At 45.8% G+C, this 21454-nt stretch carries 22 protein-coding genes; 12 read left to right on the top strand and 10 right to left on the bottom strand.

Translation table 11 applies throughout. The features are described from left to right. Window positions 1–2 precede the first annotated feature (2 nt). From GJV22_RS03445 to GJV22_RS03395, 11 genes are all read left to right on the top strand, one after another. Window positions 3–1085, top strand: coding sequence for a glycoside hydrolase family 43 protein (locus GJV22_RS03445; RefSeq protein WP_205461733.1), 1083 nt, complete (start codon window positions 3–5; stop codon window positions 1083–1085). Window positions 1086–1169: 84 nt separating this feature from the next. Beyond that, window positions 1170–2246, top strand: coding sequence for a glycoside hydrolase 5 family protein (locus GJV22_RS03440; RefSeq protein ID WP_205461732.1), 1077 nt, complete (start codon window positions 1170–1172; stop codon window positions 2244–2246). Between the two features lie 23 nt (window positions 2247–2269). Further along, complete coding sequence (locus tag GJV22_RS03435; protein WP_163708728.1) at window positions 2270–3412, top strand: aldose epimerase family protein; 1143 nt, start codon at window positions 2270–2272, stop codon at window positions 3410–3412. Between the two features lie 97 nt (window positions 3413–3509). Then, a complete protein-coding gene (locus tag GJV22_RS03430) occupies window positions 3510–5714 on the top strand; it encodes a GH92 family glycosyl hydrolase (protein ID WP_238480270.1) in 2205 nt (734 codons plus the stop codon). A gap of 21 nt (window positions 5715–5735) precedes the next feature. Beyond that, window positions 5736–7169 (top strand): glycoside hydrolase family 125 protein, encoded by a 1434-nt coding sequence (locus GJV22_RS03425; protein ID WP_163708724.1) that lies wholly within the window; start codon window positions 5736–5738, stop codon window positions 7167–7169. Between the two features lie 177 nt (window positions 7170–7346). Next, window positions 7347–8966: an arylsulfatase gene (locus GJV22_RS03420; RefSeq protein ID WP_163708722.1), complete on the top strand. Its 1620-nt coding sequence runs from the start codon at window positions 7347–7349 to the stop codon at window positions 8964–8966. Between the two features lie 136 nt (window positions 8967–9102). After that, complete coding sequence (locus GJV22_RS03415) at window positions 9103–11391, top strand: GH92 family glycosyl hydrolase (RefSeq protein ID WP_163708719.1); 2289 nt, start codon at window positions 9103–9105, stop codon at window positions 11389–11391. Further along, window positions 11391–12365, top strand: a complete 975-nt coding sequence (locus GJV22_RS03410; protein WP_163708716.1) for a glycoside hydrolase family 43 protein — start codon at window positions 11391–11393, stop codon at window positions 12363–12365. The genes GJV22_RS03415 and GJV22_RS03410 overlap by 1 nt, the downstream gene beginning before the upstream one ends. Window positions 12366–12382: 17 nt before the next feature. Next, complete coding sequence (locus GJV22_RS03405) at window positions 12383–12769, top strand: hypothetical protein (RefSeq protein ID WP_163708713.1); 387 nt, start codon at window positions 12383–12385, stop codon at window positions 12767–12769. A 206-nt stretch (window positions 12770–12975) separates the two neighbouring features. Continuing rightward, window positions 12976–13710 (top strand): DUF6261 family protein, encoded by a 735-nt coding sequence (locus GJV22_RS03400; protein ID WP_163708710.1) that lies wholly within the window; start codon window positions 12976–12978, stop codon window positions 13708–13710. 72 nt (window positions 13711–13782) lie between these two features. After that, the gene (locus GJV22_RS03395) at window positions 13783–14385 is read left to right on the top strand and encodes a tetratricopeptide repeat protein (RefSeq protein ID WP_163708706.1); all 603 of its coding nucleotides are present in this window, start codon (window positions 13783–13785) and stop codon (window positions 14383–14385) included. 78 nt (window positions 14386–14463) lie between these two features. Here GJV22_RS03395 and arsB read toward each other — a convergent pair whose 3' ends face one another. The 4 genes from arsB to GJV22_RS03375 all read right to left on the bottom strand — a co-directional run bounded on the left by arsB (window position 14464) and on the right by GJV22_RS03375 (window position 16834). Beyond that, window positions 14464–15507, bottom strand: coding sequence for an ACR3 family arsenite efflux transporter (gene arsB, locus GJV22_RS03390; RefSeq protein WP_163708703.1), 1044 nt, complete (start codon window positions 15505–15507; stop codon window positions 14464–14466). Continuing rightward, on the bottom strand, window positions 15497–15922 hold the full coding sequence (locus tag GJV22_RS03385; protein ID WP_163708700.1) for an arsenate reductase ArsC: 426 nt from the start codon (window positions 15920–15922) through the stop codon (window positions 15497–15499). The genes arsB and GJV22_RS03385 overlap by 11 nt, the downstream gene beginning before the upstream one ends. 65 nt (window positions 15923–15987) lie before the next feature. Then, on the bottom strand, window positions 15988–16326 hold the full coding sequence (locus tag GJV22_RS03380; RefSeq protein ID WP_163708696.1) for an ArsR/SmtB family transcription factor: 339 nt from the start codon (window positions 16324–16326) through the stop codon (window positions 15988–15990). A 109-nt stretch (window positions 16327–16435) separates the two neighbouring features. Then, complete coding sequence (locus GJV22_RS03375; RefSeq protein ID WP_163708693.1) at window positions 16436–16834, bottom strand: globin family protein; 399 nt, start codon at window positions 16832–16834, stop codon at window positions 16436–16438. Window positions 16835–17104: 270 nt separating this feature from the next. Between GJV22_RS03375 and GJV22_RS03370 the strand changes: the two genes are divergently transcribed. Beyond that, the gene (locus tag GJV22_RS03370) at window positions 17105–17674 is read left to right on the top strand and encodes an acetate uptake transporter (protein WP_163708690.1); all 570 of its coding nucleotides are present in this window, start codon (window positions 17105–17107) and stop codon (window positions 17672–17674) included. 74 nt (window positions 17675–17748) lie between these two features. Here the strand turns inward: GJV22_RS03370 and GJV22_RS03365 are convergent, their stop codons facing one another. The 6 genes from GJV22_RS03365 to GJV22_RS03340 are packed head-to-tail and all read right to left on the bottom strand — an operon-like array spanning window position 17749 to window position 21360. After that, a complete protein-coding gene (locus GJV22_RS03365; protein ID WP_163708688.1) occupies window positions 17749–18522 on the bottom strand; it encodes a pyrroline-5-carboxylate reductase family protein in 774 nt (257 codons plus the stop codon). A gap of 46 nt (window positions 18523–18568) precedes the next feature. Then, window positions 18569–19612 carry a permease gene (locus GJV22_RS03360; RefSeq protein ID WP_163708684.1) on the bottom strand — a complete coding sequence of 348 codons (1044 nt, stop codon included), beginning with the start codon at window positions 19610–19612 and terminating at the stop codon, window positions 18569–18571. Window positions 19613–19619: 7 nt separating this feature from the next. Continuing rightward, window positions 19620–20318 (bottom strand): aromatic aminobenezylarsenical efflux permease ArsG family transporter, encoded by a 699-nt coding sequence (locus tag GJV22_RS03355; RefSeq protein WP_163708680.1) that lies wholly within the window; start codon window positions 20316–20318, stop codon window positions 19620–19622. Window position 20319: 1 nt separating this feature from the next. Further along, window positions 20320–20754 (bottom strand): nitrophenyl compound nitroreductase subunit ArsF family protein, encoded by a 435-nt coding sequence (locus GJV22_RS03350; protein WP_163708678.1) that lies wholly within the window; start codon window positions 20752–20754, stop codon window positions 20320–20322. Window positions 20755–20772: 18 nt separating this feature from the next. After that, on the bottom strand, window positions 20773–21006 hold the full coding sequence (locus GJV22_RS03345; RefSeq protein WP_163708676.1) for a thioredoxin family protein: 234 nt from the start codon (window positions 21004–21006) through the stop codon (window positions 20773–20775). Between the two features lie 57 nt (window positions 21007–21063). Continuing rightward, entirely contained in the window at window positions 21064–21360 is a 297-nt protein-coding gene (locus GJV22_RS03340) for an ArsR/SmtB family transcription factor (protein WP_163708672.1), read from the bottom strand. Window positions 21361–21454 lie beyond the last annotated feature (94 nt).

The following is a 21454-nucleotide window of genomic DNA, read 5'->3' as shown; positions in this document are numbered from 1 at the left end:
AAATGAAAAAATATATCGGAACTGTTTTGTTATTGATGGCCCTTTCATTCGCTTGTAGCAGCGAGTCTGTCGATGACAGTGAAACAAACACGCAAGCAAGAACAACCTTTGCCAATCCGGTTTGGGATGGCGCCGATCCGTGGATGGTGAAACAGGGTGACGAATACATTTATTGTTATTCTCAAGGCAACAGCATCATCCTTTCGCGTTCGAAATTCCTGACTCAATTAGGGGAACGAAAGGCTATTTGGCGGGCGCCAGCATCGGGATGGAACAGCAACTGCGTATGGGCTCCCGAGGTCCATTTTGTCGATGGACACTGGTATGTCTATTACGCTGCGGGCGTATCGGGTCCTCCGTTTATTCACCAACGAACCGGCGTATTGCGCTCCGAGACCGATGATCCGTTTAGTAACTACGAAGATATGGGTATGCTTTATACCGGCGATAACCCGGATGATCCTTCATCAAACGTTTGGGCAATTGACATGACTGTGTTTGAACACAACGGGAAGTTGTATGCCGTTTGGTCGGGATGGCTGGAACAGATGGATACAGATGCGACACCGCAGCACTTATTCATTCAGGAGATGGAAAATCCCTGGACCTTGAAAGGGACGCGGGTGTCACTATCCTCACCGGAAGAAAGCTGGGAGACCGGCGGTCCGTTGAATCTGAATGAAGGGCCTGAGGCGTTACTTCACAACGGGCAGGTCTTCATCATCTATTCCTGTCGCGAATCTTGGTTAGTGGAATATCGCCAGGGAATGTTGCAGTTGAGCAATCCGAACGGCAATTTGCTCGATCCTTCAAACTGGCAAAAACACGGACCTGTCTTCGAGGGAAACGATAAGGTTTACGGAGTTGGTCATTGCTCATTTGTGAAGTCTCCTGATAATACAGAGGATTGGATAATCTATCATTCCAAGAAAAGTACGACTCCCGGGTGGGAACGTAACATACGTATGCAACCTTTTGGTTGGAAGGCTGATGGAACACCCGATTTTGGAACAGCCGTTCCCGGAGGCAAGGAGATTCCTCGTCCATCGGGAGAGCTTGAACTTGAGGAAAGTATAAATGACTAGAAATTTTGCTGGTTTAGGCGTGAGTATTTTAGTAGCGTTAACTGTATGACTATGTGAAAAGCAAAATATAAATCTGAAATGAAAATGAACGGAAAAATTTATACGGTTATCGCGGTTGCCTTGATGTTGATGATTGCTTGTCAGTCAAAAACAGAAAAAAAGGCGGTAGAAAAGAATAGGTGGACAGCTGAACAAGCGAAGGCCTGGGGGGAGGAAAATGGTTGGCTTCGGGGAAGTAACTTCAACCCAAGCATTGCAATTAACCAGTTGGAAACATGGCAAGCTGAAACATTCGATACGGCAACTATCAATCGGGAGTTGGGATGGGCTGAAGATATCGGGCTGAATTGCATGCGAGTTTACTTGCACCATGTAGCCTGGGAAGTTGATAAGGATGGTTTCAAAGGGCGGATGAACAAGTACCTGAACATTGCCGACAGTCACGGCATCAAAACCATTTTCGTGTTTTTCGACGACTGCTGGAATCCAACTTATAAAGCCGGGAAACAACCTGAACCCAAACCGGGAGTCCACAACTCCGGATGGGTGCGCGATCCGGGAGAATTACAATACGAGGATACGACGCTTGTTGTGGAACTGGAAGCTTACGTGAAAGATGTGTTGACCACTTTTAAAGATGACAAACGCATTGCCATTTGGGACCTGTATAACGAGCCTGGCAACTCAGGCTACCGGAACCGCTCAATGCCTTTGCTGAAAAAAGTCTTCGAATGGGGATGGGAAGTACGTCCGTCGCAACCAATGTCTGCAGGCGTTTGGAACCTGTCGTTGTCTGATTTAAATAAGTTTCAGGTTGAAAATTCAGACGTGATTACTTACCACAATTATGAAGGGCCGGAAAAACACCAGGCAGCAATCGACACACTGAAATTATACGGTCGTCCGATGGTTTGTACCGAATATATGGCTCGCCGCAACAACAGCTTATTCACCAACATCATGCCTATTCTGCACAAAGAACACATTGGCGCCATCAACTGGGGTTTGGTAGCCGGAAAATCAAATACCAAATATGCCTGGGATGAACCGATTCCTGATGGCTCAGAACCACCGCTTTGGTTCCACGAAATTTTCCATCCGGACGGAACGCCTTACAAACAAGAAGAAGTTGATTTGATTAAAAGCCTGACGCTTGAGTAATAGACACAAAATTCAATAAAAAAATGAAATTCTCTCTTTTGTTGTTTGCTGTTGTGCTTGGCTTTGTTGCTTGCCAATCAAACAAGTCGGTTGAAAAACCATGGACAAATTTGAAAGCTGAAAATTTTCAGAAGGCTATTAACGGCAAACAAGTTGGTTTATATTTTCTGGCAAATGGCGACTTACATGCCGCTATTACCAACTATGGCGGGCGAATTGTGAGTTTGGTCGTTCCCGGTAAAAACGGGGAGCTGGCCGACGTTGTACTCGGCTTTGTCAGTATTGATGGTTACCTGGATGCCAGGGAAGTTTTTCATGGAGCCCTAATCGGTCGGGTGGGAAACCGAATTGCAAACGGAAAATTCAGCATCGACGGAACAGCATATACCCTGCCGTTAAATAATGGTGTCAATCACTTGCATGGAGGACCGGGAGGTTTTCACAATGTGGTGTGGGATGTTATCGCTGCTACTGATTCAACATTGAACCTGAGCTATCTGTCACCGGATGGAGAAATGGGCTATCCCGGAAATCTTCAGGTTGATGTGACTTATACATTGACTTCGAAAAATGAAGTCCGGATTGACTACCATGCGACGACCGACAAAAGTACTCCGGTTAATTTAACCAATCATGCCTTTTTCAACCTGACGGGTGAAGCGAATGGGACCATCAACAATCATTTGCTAACCATTTATGGCGATTATTATACGCCGGTGGATTCAACACTGATCCCTCTTGGTGAAAATGTTCCGGTTAAAGGAACGCCTTTCGATTTTAGAACGGCAAAGCCCATAGGGCAGGACCTGGTGAAACAAGATGAAAATGAGCAATTGCAAAACGGATTGGGCTACGACCATAACTTTGTCTTGAATAAAGAGGAAGCCGGAAAAATGACACTGGCCGCAACAGTCGTTGAACCATATAGCGGGCGCCAAATGGAGGTTTTTACAGAGGAACCCGGCTTGCAGTTTTACGGAGGTAACTTTATGGACGGAAGTGATGTGGGCAAATACGGTAAGCATTTTGATTACCGGGAATCTTTTGCTTTGGAAACACAGCATTTTCCCGATTCTCCAAATCAGCCGCAATTTTCGTCAATCATATTGAATCCCGGGGAGCAATACCAAACGACTTCAATATACCGGTTCAGAGTGAAGGAGTAAGACTAAAAGATCATAGTTAGATCAGTTCCAAAGACCCCATGTCAGAGGGCTCGAGGAGCATTTTGTACTTGAGATTAAGCATTTCTAAAAAAAGAGTATGGCTCAACAACCATACTCTTTTGAGTTTTCTATTATGATGTTACAACCACGAAAGTTTACAGATCGGTGCTTTAACGCAGTCTTGTTAGTCATTTTATTGGCGTTGTTAGCTGGTACAAAAGCACCGGCTCGGCTGACTGATTATGTGAATCCGTTTTTGGGGACTGCTCCTTTAACGGATAGTGTGGATGTAGGCTACAAGCCTCCCAAGGACTGGCGTGTTTGGGCTGGATTGACCTATCCGGGGGCTGCTCTGCCCAATGCCATGGTGCAGCTGAGTCCGATTACGGAGTTTGGGAGCGGCGCTGGTTACGAGTACGAGGATACCGTTATTTACGCTTTCACCCATACCAACAAGGGGCACTGGAACCTGTGTCACATACCGGTTCTTCCGGTTACAGGTAAATTTACGGCTACCGACTTTGGTTCCGGTTTTAGTCACGAGAATGAAGAGGCGCATCCAGGGTATTACCGGGTTTTTCTCAACCGTTATAAAGTGAATGCTGAATTGACTTCGAGCTTGCATTGTGGGTACCACAAGTACACTTATCCGAAAGGAGAACCGAAAAAACTGGTTTTGAATTTGGCTCGCTCGAACGAACATGTTCGCGATTGGCACTTGGTACAAGCTGGGGCGAATGCTTTCAAGGGCTTTCAGCAAACCGGTGATAAGGTGTGCTTTTATGCCGAAACGAATAGTACGATTAAAAGTATTGAAACGCTGGAAGACGGAGAAAAGGCGATTTCTGTTGTTTCGTTCGAAGATTCGGACGAACCCTTGGAATTGAAAATAGGTCTGTCGTTTGTCAGCCCTGAAAATGCGAAAGAAAATCTGGATGCTGAGCTTACCGGGAAGAGTTTTGATGCTGTGAAACAAGTGGCTTCAAGAACCTGGGAAGAGTTGCTGTCTAAAATTCAAGTGAAAGGCGGCACCAGACGGGAGAAGGAGTTGTTCTATTCGTGTCTCTATCGGTCGTTTTTATGGCCAGCCTTGCGAAGTGATGTGAATGGTGAGTTTACAGACGAAAGCCATCAGGTCGTGCAAAAAGATTTTCGCTATTACACGCTTCCCTCTATTTGGGACACCTACCGCGATAAATTGGTTTTGCTGGGTATGTTGGAGCCCGGCGTGACTAACGATGTCATTCAATCGATGATTGACCGCGGCGAAAAGCGCGGTTTTATGCCCACCTTCTTTCACGGCGACCATGCTGCGGCGTTCATTGCAGGTTCGTACCTGCGTGGATTGCGTGGATACAATGTGAAAAGTGCCTATGATCTGCTGCTCCGAAATGCAACGGTCGAAGGCGGAACCCGCCCCTACATTACTGAATACATGGAAAAAGGATACATTTCAACCCCGGAGGTTGAAAAACCGCATGTGGAAACCAAAGCGAAAGCCGGTGTCACCAAAACACTCGAATATGCTTATGATGACTACGCGGTGGCTTTACTGACCAAAGAATTGGGAGATACGGCTAATTACCGGATGTTGATGAATCGTAGTTCAAACTATAAAAACCTGTTTGATCCCTCAGCAGGTCTGATGCGCGGCCGACTTGAAAACGGCGATTGGGTTCCCAATTTCAACCCGCAATACCCGTATTACGAATACATGTACCGCGAGGCCAATGCCTGGCAGTCGTCTTTTTTTACACCGCATGATACGCCCGGACTGATTGCCTTGTATCCCAGTAAAGCTGACTTTGAAAGCAAACTCGATTCCCTGTTCTCGATTCCCTGGAACGGCAACTACATAGCCCGAAATGTGTCGTCGTTTATCGGGCAATATTGCCATGGCAATCAGCCTGATCACAGTTTCCCGTTTCTGTACTATTTCATCGACAAACAGGAAAAGTCGCAGGCAATACTCGACAGCATTATGAGCCATTTTTACGGCATGGGGGAACACGGCTTGGCTTTATGTGGCATGGACGACGCCGGCGAAATGTCGGCGTGGTATGTCCTCGCTGCGATGGGAATTTACAGCTATTCGCCTGCTGACCCGGATTACCTGATTTCGGTACCCTTGTTTGATAATACAGAGCTGAAATTGGGCGATAAAGTTTGCACGATTGAGAAAGAAGGGACAGGACGAAAAATCACCCGCATTACTTACGGTGAGAAAGAGATTGATGGCTATTTCATCTCGTACGATGAGTTGAAGAAAGGACAGATTCTGAAAGTTACAGTAGACAAATAGTACCTTGAAAAACAATAAAGAATGATAAGCAGAAGAAATTTTTTGAAAGCCAGCGGATTAACTGTTGCAGGACTGGCTGTCGCCGGAACCGGAAGCGTTTGGGGGTCAGCCTCGAAAGCTGAGTTCGTAAGCAAACGTCCACTAGTCGGGAAACGAAATTTTAGTTCGCAAGCTGTGGAGGAAGCAATTAGCGCCACTAAAGCCAAACTGAAAGACCCGAAATTGGCCTGGATGTTTGAAAATTGCTTTCCAAATACATTGGATACAACGGTTGAATTCGGAATGCTGAATGGCAAGTCCGATACATTTGTCATCACCGGCGACATTCATGCCATGTGGCTGCGCGATTCATCGGCACAGGTTTGGCCATACCTGCCTTTGGCAAATGAAGATGAGGATTTGAAAACACTTCTTGCGGGTGTTATTAACCGCCAAACCCAATGCGTATTGCTCGATCCTTACGCCAATGCGTTCAATAAAACAAAAGAAGAAAAAGTAGAGTGGATGAGCGACCAAACCGATATGAAACAAGGTTTGCACGAACGCAAGTGGGAAATCGACTCACTTTGCTACACGGTTCGTCTGGCCTACCATTACTGGAAAACGACCGGCGACGATACGGTTTTCGATGCCGACTGGCAAAACGCAGCGGCAAGTATTGTCGATACATTTAAAGTGCAACAGCGGAAAAACGGCTTGGGACCTTACAAGTTCGAACGCGAAACAACCCGCCAGCTCGATACACTCTCCAATCATGGTTACGGTCGTCCTTTAAAACCGGTTGGATTGATTAATTCCTCTTTCCGCCCGTCGGATGACGCGGCGACCTATGGATTCCTGATTCCATCGAACCTGTTTGCTGTGACCTCGCTGCGACAGCTGGCTGAAATCAGCAACACGGTTACCGGTGACAAAGCTTTTGCTGGCGATTGTTTGTCGCTAGCTGACGAGATTGAAACAGCAATCCGGAAATATGCCATTGTGAAACACCCGAAATACGGAAAAGTGTATGCTTTTGAAGTGGACGGTTTCGGTAATGCGACTTTTATGGACGATGCTAATGTGCCGAGTTTGCTGGCTTTACCATACCTGGGCTGCGTTGCCCGGAATGATTCGATTTATGAAAATACACGGAAACTGGTGTGGAGCGAAGACAATCCCTATTTCTTTAAAGGAACAGCCGCCGAAGGAATTGGCGGTCCGCATGTGGGCTACGATATGGTTTGGCCGATGAGCATTATTATGCGGGCAATGACCAGCAGTGATGATGCGGAAATTGCCTGGTGTGTGAAGACTTTGCGCGATACAGATGCCGGCACTGGGTTTATGCATGAGACATTTCACAAAGATGATCCGACCAATTTCTCGCGAAGCTGGTTTGCCTGGGCCAATACCCTGTTTGGCGAGCTGATTTTGAAGTTGGTTAACCAAGGAAAAGTTGACTTATTAAACTGATTTAAAAGCGTTTTATTTTCATTCATAGTTTAAGTTTCACGGGGAGTTGAAGTAATTTGATTCCCTGTTTTTATAATTGTCCGTTAATTTTTTGGAAAAAAAAATAGCGGGAGAATGAGCGTTTCGGCCTGGTAGTTTGTATTACTTATAAATCAAGTAGGTCATAAAAAATAAAACATGTTCAATTTTAGATTTGCATCGTTGTTGATGCTTGGAGGAATATTGCTGTTCGGCTGTGCTGAAAGGAAGCCCGCAGAACCGGAGAAACCCAATATTCTGCTTATTATGCTCGACGATATGGGCTATTCGGATTTGGGCTGTTACGGGGGGGAAATTCAAACCCCCAACATTGATCAATTGGCTGCTGACGGTGTGCGATTCACCCAAATGCGTAATTGCGCCCGTTGTTGTCCAACACGGGCGTCGCTGCTGACCGGACAATATCCGCAGCTAGCAGGAATTAACGGCATGGGTGTAAACCTGGCGATGAACACTGCAACGATTGCTGAGGTGTTGAAAGAAAACGGATACCATACCGGCATGACAGGAAAGTGGCACTTGTCGACCACATTGCCGGTTGATGACCCGGTGGAGCAGTTACGCTGGATGGCTCATCAAGTGGATCACGGGCCTTTTTCACCTTTGGAGAACTATCCCAGTAATCGGGGGTTTGAAGAACATTGGGGCGTAATTTGGGGTGTCGTTAATTATTTCGATCCCTTCAGTTTAGTCCACAATGAAGAGCAAATTAAAGAGGTCCCGGAAGATTTCTACATGACTGATTTTATCACTCAAAAATCCCTCGACCTGATCGACTCGTATAGTCAGGATGATAAGCCATTCTTTCTGTATGTGGCACATGATGCTCCACACTGGCCGCTGCATGCCCTGCCCGAGGATATTGAAAAGTATAAAGATACGTATAAAGACGGCTGGGAGGCTCTGCAAAAAAGTCGCTACAAACGAATGGTGGAGATGGGTTTGATTGACAGCACGACCTATAAGTTGCCCGACAATTCATCAGGAAGAAGTTGGGATGATTGTGAAAAAAAGGTGTATGAATCCGCTTGTATGTCTGTGCATGCAGCAATGATTGATCATGTGGATCAGGGTGTTGGGAAAATCATTCAAAAATTGAAAGACAAAGGGATGTATGACAATACGCTCATTCTAGTTCTTTCTGACAATGGTGCGTCTTACGAACGAGGTTATCCACCAGGCTTCGACCGTCCGGGTTTCACTCGTGATTCAACAATGATTGAATATAACTCCGATCATCCCGGAGCTGAAACAACATGGAATTATATTGGAAAAGCCTGGGCGAGCGCTTCAAATACTCCTTTTCGCTACTGGAAGATGGAGTCTTACGAAGGGGGAACGGCAACACCTTTCATCGTTCACTGGCCCAAAGGGCTGGCCGGCAAGGCAAATACCATTAATCGGGGAGTGTCACATGTAATCGACGTGTTACCGACATGCCTCGAATTGGCAGGAGCGCAATATCCGGATTCAGTCAACGGCGAGAAAACAATTCTGCCGGAAGGGAAGAGCCTGCTGCCTTTGCTTGAAGATGGAAAAGCCATTCATGACACGCTGTATTGGGAGCACCAAGGGGGGCGTGCAATTCGCATTGGCGAATGGAAAATGAGCTCGTTACCGAACAAACCATGGGAATTGTATCATATAACCAAAGATCATACAGAAATGAATGATCTGGCTGGCAGTGAGCCGAATCGGGTTGCTGACATGAATGCAGCCTGGGAAAAATGGGCGATCGAAGCCGGTGTTATGCTTTGACATTAGAATTTGACAGCAGCCTTTTTATAAGAAAATTAAATGTGTTATTATTGTGAGCTGCTATCAAATACTGTTTGTTTTATCCGGACATCAGTTTCTTCAACCTAAATCAACATTTATTAAACGCATTTCAGTTATGTACAAAAAATTGTTTTACCTCTTACTTCTTCATTTAATTGTGTGCGGACACATGCTGCAGGCTCAGGATTATCCGCCTGTCCATTATGTGAGCACACTGATGGGAACCGACTCCGAATTTAAGTTGTCGAACGGGAATACATATCCTGCTATTGCTTTGCCTTGGGGAATGAATTTCTGGACACCGCAAACCGGTAACATGGGCGACGGCTGGGTTTATGGCTATGATGCCGATAAAATTCAGGGATTCAAACAGACCCATCAACCCAGTCCTTGGATCAACGATTACGGCCAGTTTTCGCTGTTCCCCGAAACAGGCGATCTGAAGATTAAAGGTGAAGACCGCGGCAGCTGGTTTTCGCACAAGGCAGAGATTGCCAAACCTCATTACTATAAAGTTTATTTGGCCGATTATGATGTAGTGACCGAAATTACACCAACTGAACGTGCCGCCATGTTTCGTTTTACCTTTCCTGAAACAGACGAGTCGCGCGTTGTTGTCGATGCATTCGACCGTGGTTCGTATGTGAAGATCATTCCTTCGGAACAAAAGATTATTGGCTATACCACCCGAAACAGCGGAGGGGTTCCGGATAATTTCAAAAACTACTTTGTCATTGTTTTCGACAAGCCTTTCACGAAGAGTGATGTTTGGAGTACTGACAAAATTGTTGAAGGAGTCAGCGAATTACAGGCTGATCATGTCGGCGCAGCCCTTCAGTTTAAAACGCAAAAGGGCGAACAGGTTTGTGCCCGTGTCGCATCGTCGTTTATTAGCTACGAACAGGCTGAGCGTAACCTGAGAGAACTGGGCGACGACTCGTTCGACCAGGTAAAAGACAAAGGTGAAGCGGTCTGGAATAAAGAGTTAAAGCGTATCGCTGTGTCGGGTGGAAGCGATGACCAGTTAAAAACATTCTACTCGTGTCTGTACCGGGTGATGCTTTTCCCGCGTAAGTTTTACGAATATGACGCTGACGGAAATGTGGTTCATTACAGCCCCTATAATGGCGAGGTTTTACCCGGTTACATGTTTACCGACAATGGTTTTTGGGACACCTGGCGCGCTGTATTTCCTTTTTTCAACCTCATGTATCCGTCGCTTAACGAGCAGATACAGGAAGGCTTGGCCAATGCTTACAAGGAAAGCGGATTCCTGCCCGAATGGGCCAGCCCGGGCCATCGCGATTGCATGATTGGTTCGAACTCGGCGACGATCGTTGCCGATGCCTACCTAAAAGGCGGACGCGGGTACGACATGGAGACCCTTTGGGATGCCGTGGTGAAAAATACCACACACGAAGGCCCCCTGCATTCTGTTGGCCGGTACGGTGTGGACTATTACAACAAGCTGGGCTACGTTCCCTATAATGTTGGGATTAACGAAAACGTTGCCCGTACATTGGAGTATTCGTTTGCCGATTATTGTATTTACGAGTTGGGGAAAGCCTTGGGCAAACCCAAAAAGGAAATTGCCATTTATGCCAAGCGCGCGATGAATTACAAGAATGTGTTCGACCCGGAAACCAAGCTGATGCGTGGTAAAAACGAAGATGGAACCTTCCAGTCGCCGTTTAGTCCGTTTAAGTGGGGCGATGCCTTTACCGAAGGAAACAGCTGGCATTACACCTGGTCGGTTTTCCACGATGTGCAGGGACTGGTCGACCTGATGGGTGGCAAGCACGAATTCGTAAGCATGCTTGATTCGGTATTCGTGGTTCCCCCAATTTTCGACGATTCGTACTATGGCGGAGTTATTCACGAAATCCGCGAGATGCAGATCATGAATATGGGCAACTACGCACACGGCAACCAGCCGATTCAGCATATGATTTACCTGTATAACTATGCCGGCCAGCCCTGGAAAACGCAGTATTGGCTGCGCGAGGTGATGGACCGCCTGTACACCCCCCAGGCTGACGGTTATTGCGGCGACGAGGACAATGGTCAAACCTCGGCCTGGTATGTGTTCTCGGCCATGGGCTTCTACCCGGTAACGCCGGCCGTGGACGAGTATGTACTGGGCGCGCCGTTGTTCAAAAAGATTACGGTAACCCTCGAAAATGGTAAAACCATCGAGATCGACGCACCCGCTAACAGCGGTGAAAACCGCTATGTGGAGTCGATGACCGTCAACGGAAAAGCCTACGACAAGAATTTCCTAAAGTACGGCGAGCTGATGAAAGGCGCGACGATAAACTTCGAGATGGGAGCCGAACCGAACAAGCAACGCGGTACAAAAGACGAAGATTTCCCGTATTCATTCTCCAACGAACTGAAGAAGTAATGGTGAGAGTCAGCGTTTTTATATGGCTTCTTTTAGTGGCTTTCGGAGTGAAGGCTCAGCAACCGGAAACTTCGGGCAATCCCGTCGTCGAAGGCTGGTATGCCGATCCCGAAGGAGCAATATTTGAAAGCAAATACTGGATATTCCCCACGTATTCGGCTCCGTACGGTGAGCAAACCTTCATGGACTGCTTCTCTTCGCCCGATCTGGTGAACTGGACCAAACACGCGCATGTGATTGATAACAAAGCCGTGAAATGGGCCCGTAAAGCGATGTGGGCACCGGCGATCGTGCAGAAGGACGGCAAGTATTTCCTGTTCTTCGCTGCCAACGATATTCAAAGTGATCAGGAAGAAGGTGGGATTGGTATTGGTGTTGCCGATCAGCCGGAAGGACCGTACAAGGACTACCTGGGAAAGCCCTTGCTCGACAAGTTTCACAACGGGGCACAGCCGATCGATCAATTCGTTTTTCACGATAAAGACGGTCAGTATTACATGATTTACGGCGGCTGGCAACACTGTAATATCGTCCGGTTGAAGGACGACTTTACCGGCTTTGAAGCCTATGCGGACGGGAGCCTGTTCAAAGAAATTACGCCTGAAGGTTACGTTGAGGGGCCCTTCATGTTTATCCGCAACGGCAAGTATTATTTCATGTGGTCGGAAGGTGGCTGGGGAGGCCCCGATTACAGCGTTGCGTATGCGATTGCCGATTCACCCTTTGGTCCTTTTAAACGGATTGGGAAAATTCTGAAACAGGACCTGCAGGTGGCAACGGGAGCAGGACATCATTCGATGATTAATGTTCCGGGAACCGACGACTGGTACATTGTTTATCACCGCCGGCCGTTGGGTGAAACCGATGCCAATCACCGTGTAACTTGTATCGACAAAGTGGAATTCGATGCCGATGGCTTGATTAAACCGGTGAAAATTACCTTCGAAGGGGTCTCGACGAGAGACCTTCGTTAACAGAAACGAGGATTTAGATGATCCGAAAGGTGCCTTCCCAAGCTAACGCAACGGGGAGGCACCTTTTTTTCGTTGGGACAGGTCTCCGGACGGGAGCGGTTCATCCGGCCTCTATGGGTGAAGGTCTCCGGACGGGAGCAGTTCATCCGGCCTCTATGGGTGAAGGTCTCCGGATGGGAGCGGTTCATCCGGCCTCCCTGGGTGAAGGTCTCCGGATGGGAATGGTTCATCCGACCTCCTTGGGTGAAGGTCTCCGGAAGGGAGCGGTTCATCCGGCCTCTATGGGTGAAGGTCTCCGGACGGGAATGGTTCATCCGACCTCCCTGGGTGAAGGTCTCCGGACGGGAGCGGTTCATCCGGCCTCCCTGGGTGAAGCGCTCCGGATGGGAATGGTTCATTATTGATATTCTAGCAGTTAACCATTGGTTTTTATTTTTGATTAGCATAACTTGTATAACGAAAAATTTCTTGAGGCGTTCGAAAACAGGTTTCCCGGAATATTCATTGGGTTTCAGGCACGAGATTGGCTTGGTTGCCCTTCACCCCGTTTTTGTCCGGCTCGCCAAATAATGTCAACCTAATTTTTGAATCATTAAAATTTTAAACCGTTATGAAGATTTCTTTTCACAGTTACCGAAACAGCGATTACATTCGTTTATTGACCCAAATCCTTTTAATCTGTCAGGTTTATACCATCGAAATCCTGCAGGCAATCAGCCTGGCCGCTTACTACGAGGAGCTGCTGGCGCGACAGCCGCAGGTGAGCCTGGCCCTGGACAAGAACAATAAAAATCCGTATACCCTGCCGGTGGCGGATGCCGATCTGAACCGCGACGATGCGCTCGATGCTTTTAAGTATTACCTGTTATACTGCACCAAACAGCCCGATCAGGCTGTTCGTGCGGCGGCCAACCGGGTGATTGCGGTGGTGCAAACCTTTGGCTGGTCGATGCAGCAGGACAACTACTCGGAACAAACGAAAAATGTGCGCAGTCTGATTGCCGAGGTCGAAGCCAGCGCCGGTTTGCAGGCCGACCTGCTTAGCTGCTCGTGCAGCCCGCAATTCGAGCTGATAAAAACCACTCAGGACAACTTCGAACAAATGCTGAACGCATTTAATGTCTACGAAACCAAGCAGAAGAATATCGATCCCGTTGCCGAAAAGCAATGGCTGCGCGAAACGATCACCACGATGGTCGACGATCTGAACTACCACTGCCGCCGGAAAACCAATGCTGAATGTCAACAAATCAGCAATCAGTTGGAAACCGTTGCCCTCGACATTGCCAGCGAAATTAAAGCCCGTGAAACCCGGGCCGAGGTTGAACCGGAGACTGGAATTTAGCCATAGTTGCCCAGAGGATCCGGTCTGCTTTCGACGATCGGATCCTGTTTAAATCATAACTCAATAAAACCAATGAAAACGGATTACACTGAAGAACAAAAAAGGCGTGTTGACGAAGCCTATATGAAGGTAGCCAAACGGATAAACGAATTGGCGCCCGATGATTCGAAGGTCGAACAAAGCCTGCCACCCATCGATAAGGCTGTGTTGCTGGACATATTACATGAATTGGAATTGGGCTGTTTAACATTGATGCCCGACTATGCCAGGGGCCTGGCTTGTGCTGCAACCTTGTATCAACGATTAGGAGACAATGTTAAAGCGTTAGCCTTGATGGAACGCGCTTGTCAGGTGGATACACAGAGCGCCGGGATCGCGTTGGCAGCTTCGCAGGCTGCGGATGATGTGAATGATCTGGACAAGGCGCTTTATTATGCAAGAGAGGCTGTGAATAGAGAACCCGATCAGCCTGATATATTGGTCGCCTATGCGATGAAATTGCTGGATGCCGGCCGGGATGAAGAGGCATCGAAAGTCTTGGATAAGGCCATTCTGATTGGGCAGAATCACCCGGTCAGTCAGGATATCTTACTGGCTTTTGTCGCGGCAATCTATAAAGAACGTGAAAGACCTCCCCTGGAGGATTTCCCCAGCTCCGACTTTTCCGACAACTAGCAGTCGCTGACTGCGTGAATCCGAACAAAAAGGATCCGGTCTTATCAACGAAACCGGATCCTTTCTTTTTAAATCCGATTAAGCGATCGAAAAATACCGCTTCTTGAACCAAAAGGCCAGGTTGACCAGCGAGATGAGTACCGGAACTTCGACCAGCGGGCCAATAACAGCCGCAAAAGCTTCGCCCGAGTTGATGCCGAAGACGGCTATGGCCACAGCAATGGCCAACTCAAAATTGTTGGATGCTGCGGTAAAGGAAATGGTCGCTGTTTTTGCGTAATCCGCGCCCGATTTCTTTCCCATAAAAAAGGAAACCACAAACATGATGACAAAGTAGATCACCAGTGGAATAGCGATGCGCACCACATCCATGGGGATTTTCACAATGTATTCTCCTTTAAAAGAGAACATCACAAAAATGGTGAATAGCAGGGCGATCAGTGTAATCGGGCTGATTCGGGGAATGAATTTTTCGTTGTACCATTCCTCTCCCTTCAGACGAATCAGGCTGAATCGCGTGAGGAAACCGGCAGCAAATGGAATTCCCAGGTAGATGAGAACAGATTCAGCAATTTGACCGATGGTAATGTCAACCTGAAATGTTTGCAGCCCAATCAAGTCGGGGAGAATTCCGAGAAAAACCCAGGCATAAACCGAGAAAAACAGGATTTGAAAGATGGAGTTGAAAGCTACCAGTCCGGCCGCATATTCGCGGTTTCCCTCGGCCAGGTCGTTCCAAACAATCACCATCGCAATACAACGTGCCAACCCGATTAGAATGACACCAGCCATGTATTCCGGGTAATCGCGCAGAAAAAGCACCGCCAATACAAACATCAACAGCGGCCCAATCAGCCAGTTTTGTATCAGCGAAATCCCCAATAGTTTGACATTTTTGAATACTCTTCCCAGTTCCTCATATTTTACCTTCGCCAGCGGTGGATACATCATCAGAATCAGTCCAATTGCCAGGGGAACATTCGTTGACCCACTCTGGAAGCGATTCCAGAAGTCGCTTATTTCCGGAGACAGGTAGCCAATCATAACTCCGGCCAACATAGTTGCCAGAATCCAAAAGGTCAGATAGCGGTCAAGAAAAGAGAGTCGCTTATTACTGCTCATTTTTAATGTTTTTCAAATAGAAATCGTAAAATCCGGCTTTGATTTCATCGCGAACGCGGTAAAACTCACTCATAATAAACTCGTCTGTTCCAACAGCGTGTGATGGATCGTCGAATCCAATGTGCAGACGGTGTTTTACTTTGCCGATAAAGGCCGGGCAAGCTTCGTTAGCGCCGCCACAAACAGTGATGACATAATCCCATTCGTCATTCAAATAGGTTTGAACCGAATCAGAAGTGTGATTACTGATATCAATGCCGGCTTCTTTCATCACCTGAACAGCTTTGGTGTTTAGTTTGCCTGAAGCTTCGGTCCCGGCAGAACAAACTGTAAGATTAGAATCGAACGACTGTAAAAAACCATGAGCCATTTGGCTGCGGCAGCTGTTGCCAGTACAAAGAATTAAGACTTTCATATGGATGTTTTTAGATAGTTTTTTGCTTGATTATTGATGAATTTTGTGCTAAACGTTACGATAGATTAGTCTCTGCAGTTGAATTTTTCCGGTAGTTCAACTGTATTTAAGAAATCGCCGAGAATTTGTTTCAGCTCTTTAACTTTTGCCGGATTGAGGCAATAATTAACTTTCACACCATCGATCGATCCTTTGATCAATCCCGTGTTTTTTAATTCTTTCAGATGTTGATTGACGGTGGTCCGGCTGAGCGGTAACTCGTTGGAGATGTCGCCGGAGATGCAAACTTTCGATTCGGCCAGGTATTTCAGAATAGCCAAACGGGCGGGGTGTGCCAAAGCTTTGAAATAGCCGGCTGCCTGCTGTAGGTTTTCCTCAAATAATTCAACTTTTGCTGATGTCATATCGCGTTGCTTTAGGACGTAAAAATACGTCATAAAACAAAACGACGTAAAAATACGTCATTAAATTTTGATTAAATCAGGAGTTCAGGACAGTGCGAGTAATTCCGGATTATTCGGCGAAAAATAAGGCTGCATATTCTTTGTAGGCGTTCACCCACGGATTCTGAATTTGCGCATTGAATTCGTTTCCAAAACCAAAGGCTAATGTGTCAACGAAAACCACTCCAATCGTATTTAAACAGTCGGCCTTAATATTATAATAGGTCAGTTTTGCCTCCAGTTTTTTGATTTCCGGAAGTAATGATTTCGGATCTTCGATAGAAGCGACTCCCTGGTCCAAAAGTTCAGCAAAAGCGGCCCCGTTACTTGCACTGTCAGCTTGGAAAAGAGACTCAAGAGTTGAGTCAAGCTCGGCAATCCGGTTATAAAAATACTTGGCTAAACGGGGAGCCATAACTTTAAGTTTGGGATATGTTTTTTGGACGAGTTGAATATCAGTGTCAGTCATTGCTTTGGTTTTTTTGATTTCTCCGAAAAGTAAACACTATTTATTAGTTGTGAGATAGAATTGATTAAAATGCTCTTTTATCTGCTGATTAATTAACAAATGTCTTCTTTGTGCTTGGGATAGGAACATTGGTGTATGAATTTGGTCTGTTAGCAGTAATTTTTTGCAATTCACTAAGGTCAGCTGCGATTTATTTTTTTGCTGCCCGTTATCGTTCACGGAATATTGTTTACTTTTGCGGCACTAATTTATTCACTAACAAGCTAACACATGCAAAATTCTAAATTAGGCAACCCGGCAGTAGTAGGACTGGGGGGCTTCGGTTTGACAACACTTCTACTACAGTTCCACAATTTGGGATGGGTTGGACTAGGTCCGATTTTGGCGATGGGTATTATTTTTGGAGGAACTGCTCAGCTGATCGCCGGATTTTTGGAACATAAAATGGGCAATAATTTCGGATTTGCCGCATTTTCAGCCTACGGGTCTTTTTGGATTGGATTAGGTATCATTTGGATTTTGAATCATCTGAATGTTTATCCGTCATCACATACCGATGTAGGCTTCTTTTTAGTTGCCTGGACTCTGATTACAGCAATTTTCCTGGTCGGTTCATTCTTTATACACACTGCGATGTTTGTGACATTCGCGACTTTAACGGCAGGTTTTATTTTTCTGGACCTTGCCCATTTCGGTTTTCCTGTAATGAATACGGTTGCTGCTATCGTTCTGATTGTTTGTGCTTTTGCAGCGTGGTATATGATGGCTGCTATCATTTTAAACGATTTAGCCGGAAGAGAAATTCTGAAAACCGGTAAGCCTTTTATTGCCAGGAAGTAAGCTATTCTATCAAGATAGCGTTTAACGGAAATGTCCGGAAGATTGCCATGCGCAACTTTCGGACATTTCTTGTTTTAGGCTTTTATTTTTTCGAAAAGAGGAACCAAAGTATCATGGAGGCAAGCCTTAATTGTCGGTTCGTGCTCGGCAATTGGTTTAACCGGAATCAGGTCAGTCACTTCCTTGTTGCTCAATTCTGAGTTGAAATACAGCTCGTTGGCTGCTTTCAAAGTTTCATATATCGAATGATTTGTTTCTTCTTCACTCAAACCTAATTCCTGACCGATTTCCTGTAACTCTTTCCATTGAAACCAGAAGTAGGTTGGTAGCATGGCCGAGAGCAGAGCATAACTTTCCAGTTTTCGTTCTTCTGTTTCAAATGTTTTGCCCAGTTGCGAAATGAAAAACAGCAGTGTCGCCTTTTTCTCCGGTGAGAAATCAGGATGAAAACAAATTGGGTTGTAGCCTTTGTTGATATATGAAGTTGCATTGGGGATCATGCGGGCCAGGTTGAGTGTCGGCAGTTTAGATGCCAACTTTTCCAGACTAATCTTTGGTGCCAGCGAGATAACGCTCGTTTCGGGGCTAATTTCATTTCCAATCTCCTCGAGCACGGGCATTATTTGGGGTGGGTGCAAGGCGATGAAAACGATTTGCTGTTGGGTACATGCTGTTGGATTGGAAGTCGTAACGATTTCAGGGAATTGATTTTTCAGTTCATGTAAAACAAGTTCATCGGTGTCGCAAACGACAATACTCTCAAATTCACTTGCTTTGTGCCGAAAGGCTTGAAGGAAAATTCGGGTAATTCTCCCTCCGCCGATAAAACCGAGTGAGACAGATTTCATGTGATTTGGTTTTTATGGTTTGAAAAAAATGGACTGTTCTACCTGTCTATAAGATTAGGTTGAAGGAAAATCCAACAATCAAAATGCCGCAGGCAACAATAGCAATAAAAGTGGCGATCAATGGCCATTTTAAGACTTTTTTCAGAATGATTATTTCGGGCAGCGACAAGGCGATGACCGACATCATAAAAGCTAGCGCCGTTCCCAGCGATACGCCTTTTTCGATGAGTACGCTGACTATGGGGATAATTCCGGCAGCGTTTGAGTACATCGGAACACCAATCAAAATGGCGAGTGGTACTCCATACCAGTGTTCGCTTCCTAACAATGAGCTCATAAAATCTTCAGGAACATAGCCATGAGCACCGGCTCCTACTGCAATACCGATCAGGATATAAATCCAGATTTTACCGACGATCTCTTTTACCGCTAGGTAGCCTTGTTTGAGTCGCTCTGAAAATGGAACTTTTCCCTCTTCGGCGTATTCCTGGTTCGTTTTTACCTGGAAAACCCATGCTTCAACATATTTTTCGAGCTTTAGTTTGCCGATCAGCCAGCCAGCGAGGATGGCTATGATCAGGCCGGTTGAGGCGTATATTAGTGCTACTTTCCAGCCAAATAATCCGATTAGTAACACTAAGGCAACTTCATTGACCAGCGGGGCGGCAATTAAGAATGAAAAAGTGACGCCAATTGGAATTCCAGCTTCCACAAAGCCCAGGAATAAAGGGATGGCCGAGCAAGAACAAAAAGGAGTAACAATTCCTAACGAGGCCGCCATGATGTTGCCGGTAAAAAGCGATTTGCCTTCCAACAGTTTTCGGGTTTTCTCAGGCGAAAAATAACTCCGCACAATGCCAACCATAAAGATGATGAGTACCAGCAAGAGCATTACTTTGGGAACTTCAAAAACAAAGAAGCGAATTGATTCAGTCAGGTGCGTCCCGGGCTTCAGGTAGAAGATCCGATCAATCATGAAATCGGAGATCGGGTGGAGATTCAAATATAGAAGTAACCATAGCGGTAACAGAAACAGGGGAAGTAACCAATTTCTGTTCGATTGTGCCGGTGCGAGAAGATTAATTTTCATACTGATTTTAGAAATAGAAGATGACTGAATAGTAGATGCCCACACCAATGAAAAGCAAGGCAACGATGCGACGAAACCAAGTTTCAAAGGTCTTTATTCGATTGTATACCGTCCCGATTGATCCGATGCTATAGGCGATGAACCACGCGAAAACAATTACCGGAATCCCGGTTGCCAAAGCGAAAATGGCAGGGAGAATGAGTCCCTGACTGCTGCTAATCGTCATCGGTATAAGAATGCCGAAGTAGAGAACTCCACTGTAGGGGCAAAATGCCAGGGCAAAAACAATTCCAAGAAGTAAAGCGCCCCAAAAACCTTTTCGTGCTTTCGTTTCAACTTTATCGGTCAGTTTGGTTAAACCCGGGATGGTGATTGAAAAAATGCCTAACATGAACAGTCCGATTACGATGAGTAGCGGGCCAAGCAGTTTTTCGCCCCATTGTTGGATAAAACCAGAAAACTCGAATTGACTTGCTCCGAAGAAAAACAATAGTCCGATTGCAGTATAGGAAACAGCCCGGCCTGCCGTGTAAATTAGACCATTCATGAAAACGCGTTTCCGGCTGTTTAAATCCTTACTGATATAGCCAATGGCAGTGATATTGGTTGCCAGCGGACAAGGGCTGATAGCCGTCATTAAACCCAAAATGAAGGCCGATAAAATCGGGAGCTGTGAATTTTCCAGTATGTTTTGTAGCGTTTCCATTTTAGATCAGCGGATCGATGCTGGCTTTAATTTTTGCTTTTAACTTTTCAGGGTTGGTGCGAGCGTTTAAAAAGGCATCTGTGGTTAGGTCGATGATTTTGTTGCCTTTCACAATGATCAGTGTTTGGCCGCTGACCTTGTATTTTTCGATCAAGGTTTCGCTGGCATCTTCATCGCTATTCACAGACAAAAATTCAACTTGATTACCGTAGTATTCCTGAATGGCTTCTTTGCTCACTTCTTCCACAGCCTGGCAGGTTTCGCAGCGTCTGGTCGCATGAAAATAATAAGCTTTCACGTCTGTTGTTGCTTTTACTGAATCGGTGCAGCATGCACTGTCTTTTTCAACTTTTGCTGTTGACTTGTCGCAGCATTGCGCACTGACCCAAAAATGTCCGATGAATAGAATGGTTAAGGTGACGATGGTTTTTTTCATTGTAAGTGGTTTTTAGTTTTATTGCTGAATAAGTTCTTTCACTTCAGTTAACGATGGAACGCGCCCTTTTACCAGAACTTTTCCGTTAATAACAAGAGCAGGAGTGGTTAGTACGCCTAATTTCATGATCTCAAGCATGTCTTCAACTTTGATTACTGTGGCGTCAATTCCACTTTCGGTTACTGCTTGTTTTGTGATGTCTTCCAGTGTCTTACACTTTTTACATCCGGTGCCTAATACTTTGATTTCCATTTTTTTTTATTTTTTATTCGTTGTTCGCAGAAATACGAACATGGTATTTAAATTTTTTTAGTATTCCAGAAAGGCTTGAAACAGTTTTTGCGCTTTAGCCCAATTCTCTTTGTTGATGCAATATTTCACTTTGGGCGCTTCAATTTCTCCCTGAATCAATCCTGCATCTTTTAATTCCTTTAAATGTTGCGAAAGGGTCGACTTTGCAATTGGCAGTATATCTGATAAATCACCGCTATAGCAACAACTTTGTTTGTTGAGCAAGTCCAATACGTACATGCGTACCGGATGTCCCATCGCTTTGGCAAAACGCGCGGCTTGTTTTTGTTCGTCGGTAAAAATGGTGACTTCCATTACTTTTAATGATTGTTCGTTAAATTACGAACAAAGATAATACGTTTCAATTTAAATGCCGAAATATTTTTGAGAAATTAAATATACGATGCCG

The organism is Mangrovibacterium lignilyticum, assembly GCF_010882175.1.
GTDB lineage: Bacteria > Bacteroidota > Bacteroidia > Bacteroidales > Prolixibacteraceae > Mangrovibacterium > Mangrovibacterium lignilyticum.
The sequence above is the reverse complement of the archived record's forward strand: the minus strand, read 5'-3'. Positions and strand labels throughout refer to the sequence as shown.

What these genes read in the sequence shown, in the direction of transcription:
- GJV22_RS03420 (WP_163708722.1), top strand. Translation starts at nt 7,347, where the DNA reads ATGTTCAATTTTAGATTTGCATCGTTGTTGATGCTTGGAGGAATATTG.
- GJV22_RS03410 (WP_163708716.1), top strand. Translation starts at nt 11,391, where the DNA reads ATGGTGAGAGTCAGCGTTTTTATATGGCTTCTTTTAGTGGCTTTCGGA.
- GJV22_RS03405 (WP_163708713.1), top strand. Translation starts at nt 12,383, where the DNA reads ATGATCCGAAAGGTGCCTTCCCAAGCTAACGCAACGGGGAGGCACCTT.
- GJV22_RS03370 (WP_163708690.1), top strand. Translation starts at nt 17,105, where the DNA reads ATGCAAAATTCTAAATTAGGCAACCCGGCAGTAGTAGGACTGGGGGGC.
- GJV22_RS03415 (WP_163708719.1), top strand. Translation starts at nt 9,103, where the DNA reads ATGTACAAAAAATTGTTTTACCTCTTACTTCTTCATTTAATTGTGTGC.
- GJV22_RS03425 (WP_163708724.1), top strand. Translation starts at nt 5,736, where the DNA reads ATGATAAGCAGAAGAAATTTTTTGAAAGCCAGCGGATTAACTGTTGCA.
- GJV22_RS03400 (WP_163708710.1), top strand. Translation starts at nt 12,976, where the DNA reads ATGAAGATTTCTTTTCACAGTTACCGAAACAGCGATTACATTCGTTTA.
- GJV22_RS03360 (WP_163708684.1), bottom strand. Translation starts at nt 19,612, where the DNA reads ATGAAAATTAATCTTCTCGCACCGGCACAATCGAACAGAAATTGGTTA.
- GJV22_RS03380 (WP_163708696.1), bottom strand. Translation starts at nt 16,326, where the DNA reads ATGACATCAGCAAAAGTTGAATTATTTGAGGAAAACCTACAGCAGGCA.
- GJV22_RS03340 (WP_163708672.1), bottom strand. Translation starts at nt 21,360, where the DNA reads ATGGAAGTCACCATTTTTACCGACGAACAAAAACAAGCCGCGCGTTTT.
- GJV22_RS03385 (WP_163708700.1), bottom strand. Translation starts at nt 15,922, where the DNA reads ATGAAAGTCTTAATTCTTTGTACTGGCAACAGCTGCCGCAGCCAAATG.
- arsB (WP_163708703.1), bottom strand. Translation starts at nt 15,507, where the DNA reads ATGAGCAGTAATAAGCGACTCTCTTTTCTTGACCGCTATCTGACCTTT.
- GJV22_RS03440 (WP_205461732.1), top strand. Translation starts at nt 1,170, where the DNA reads ATGAACGGAAAAATTTATACGGTTATCGCGGTTGCCTTGATGTTGATG.
- GJV22_RS03395 (WP_163708706.1), top strand. Translation starts at nt 13,783, where the DNA reads ATGAAAACGGATTACACTGAAGAACAAAAAAGGCGTGTTGACGAAGCC.
- GJV22_RS03445 (WP_205461733.1), top strand. Translation starts at nt 3, where the DNA reads ATGAAAAAATATATCGGAACTGTTTTGTTATTGATGGCCCTTTCATTC.
- GJV22_RS03375 (WP_163708693.1), bottom strand. Translation starts at nt 16,834, where the DNA reads ATGACTGACACTGATATTCAACTCGTCCAAAAAACATATCCCAAACTT.
- GJV22_RS03430 (WP_238480270.1), top strand. Translation starts at nt 3,510, where the DNA reads ATGGCTCAACAACCATACTCTTTTGAGTTTTCTATTATGATGTTACAA.
- GJV22_RS03435 (WP_163708728.1), top strand. Translation starts at nt 2,270, where the DNA reads ATGAAATTCTCTCTTTTGTTGTTTGCTGTTGTGCTTGGCTTTGTTGCT.
- GJV22_RS03345 (WP_163708676.1), bottom strand. Translation starts at nt 21,006, where the DNA reads ATGGAAATCAAAGTATTAGGCACCGGATGTAAAAAGTGTAAGACACTG.
- GJV22_RS03365 (WP_163708688.1), bottom strand. Translation starts at nt 18,522, where the DNA reads ATGAAATCTGTCTCACTCGGTTTTATCGGCGGAGGGAGAATTACCCGA.
- GJV22_RS03355 (WP_163708680.1), bottom strand. Translation starts at nt 20,318, where the DNA reads ATGGAAACGCTACAAAACATACTGGAAAATTCACAGCTCCCGATTTTA.
- GJV22_RS03350 (WP_163708678.1), bottom strand. Translation starts at nt 20,754, where the DNA reads ATGAAAAAAACCATCGTCACCTTAACCATTCTATTCATCGGACATTTT.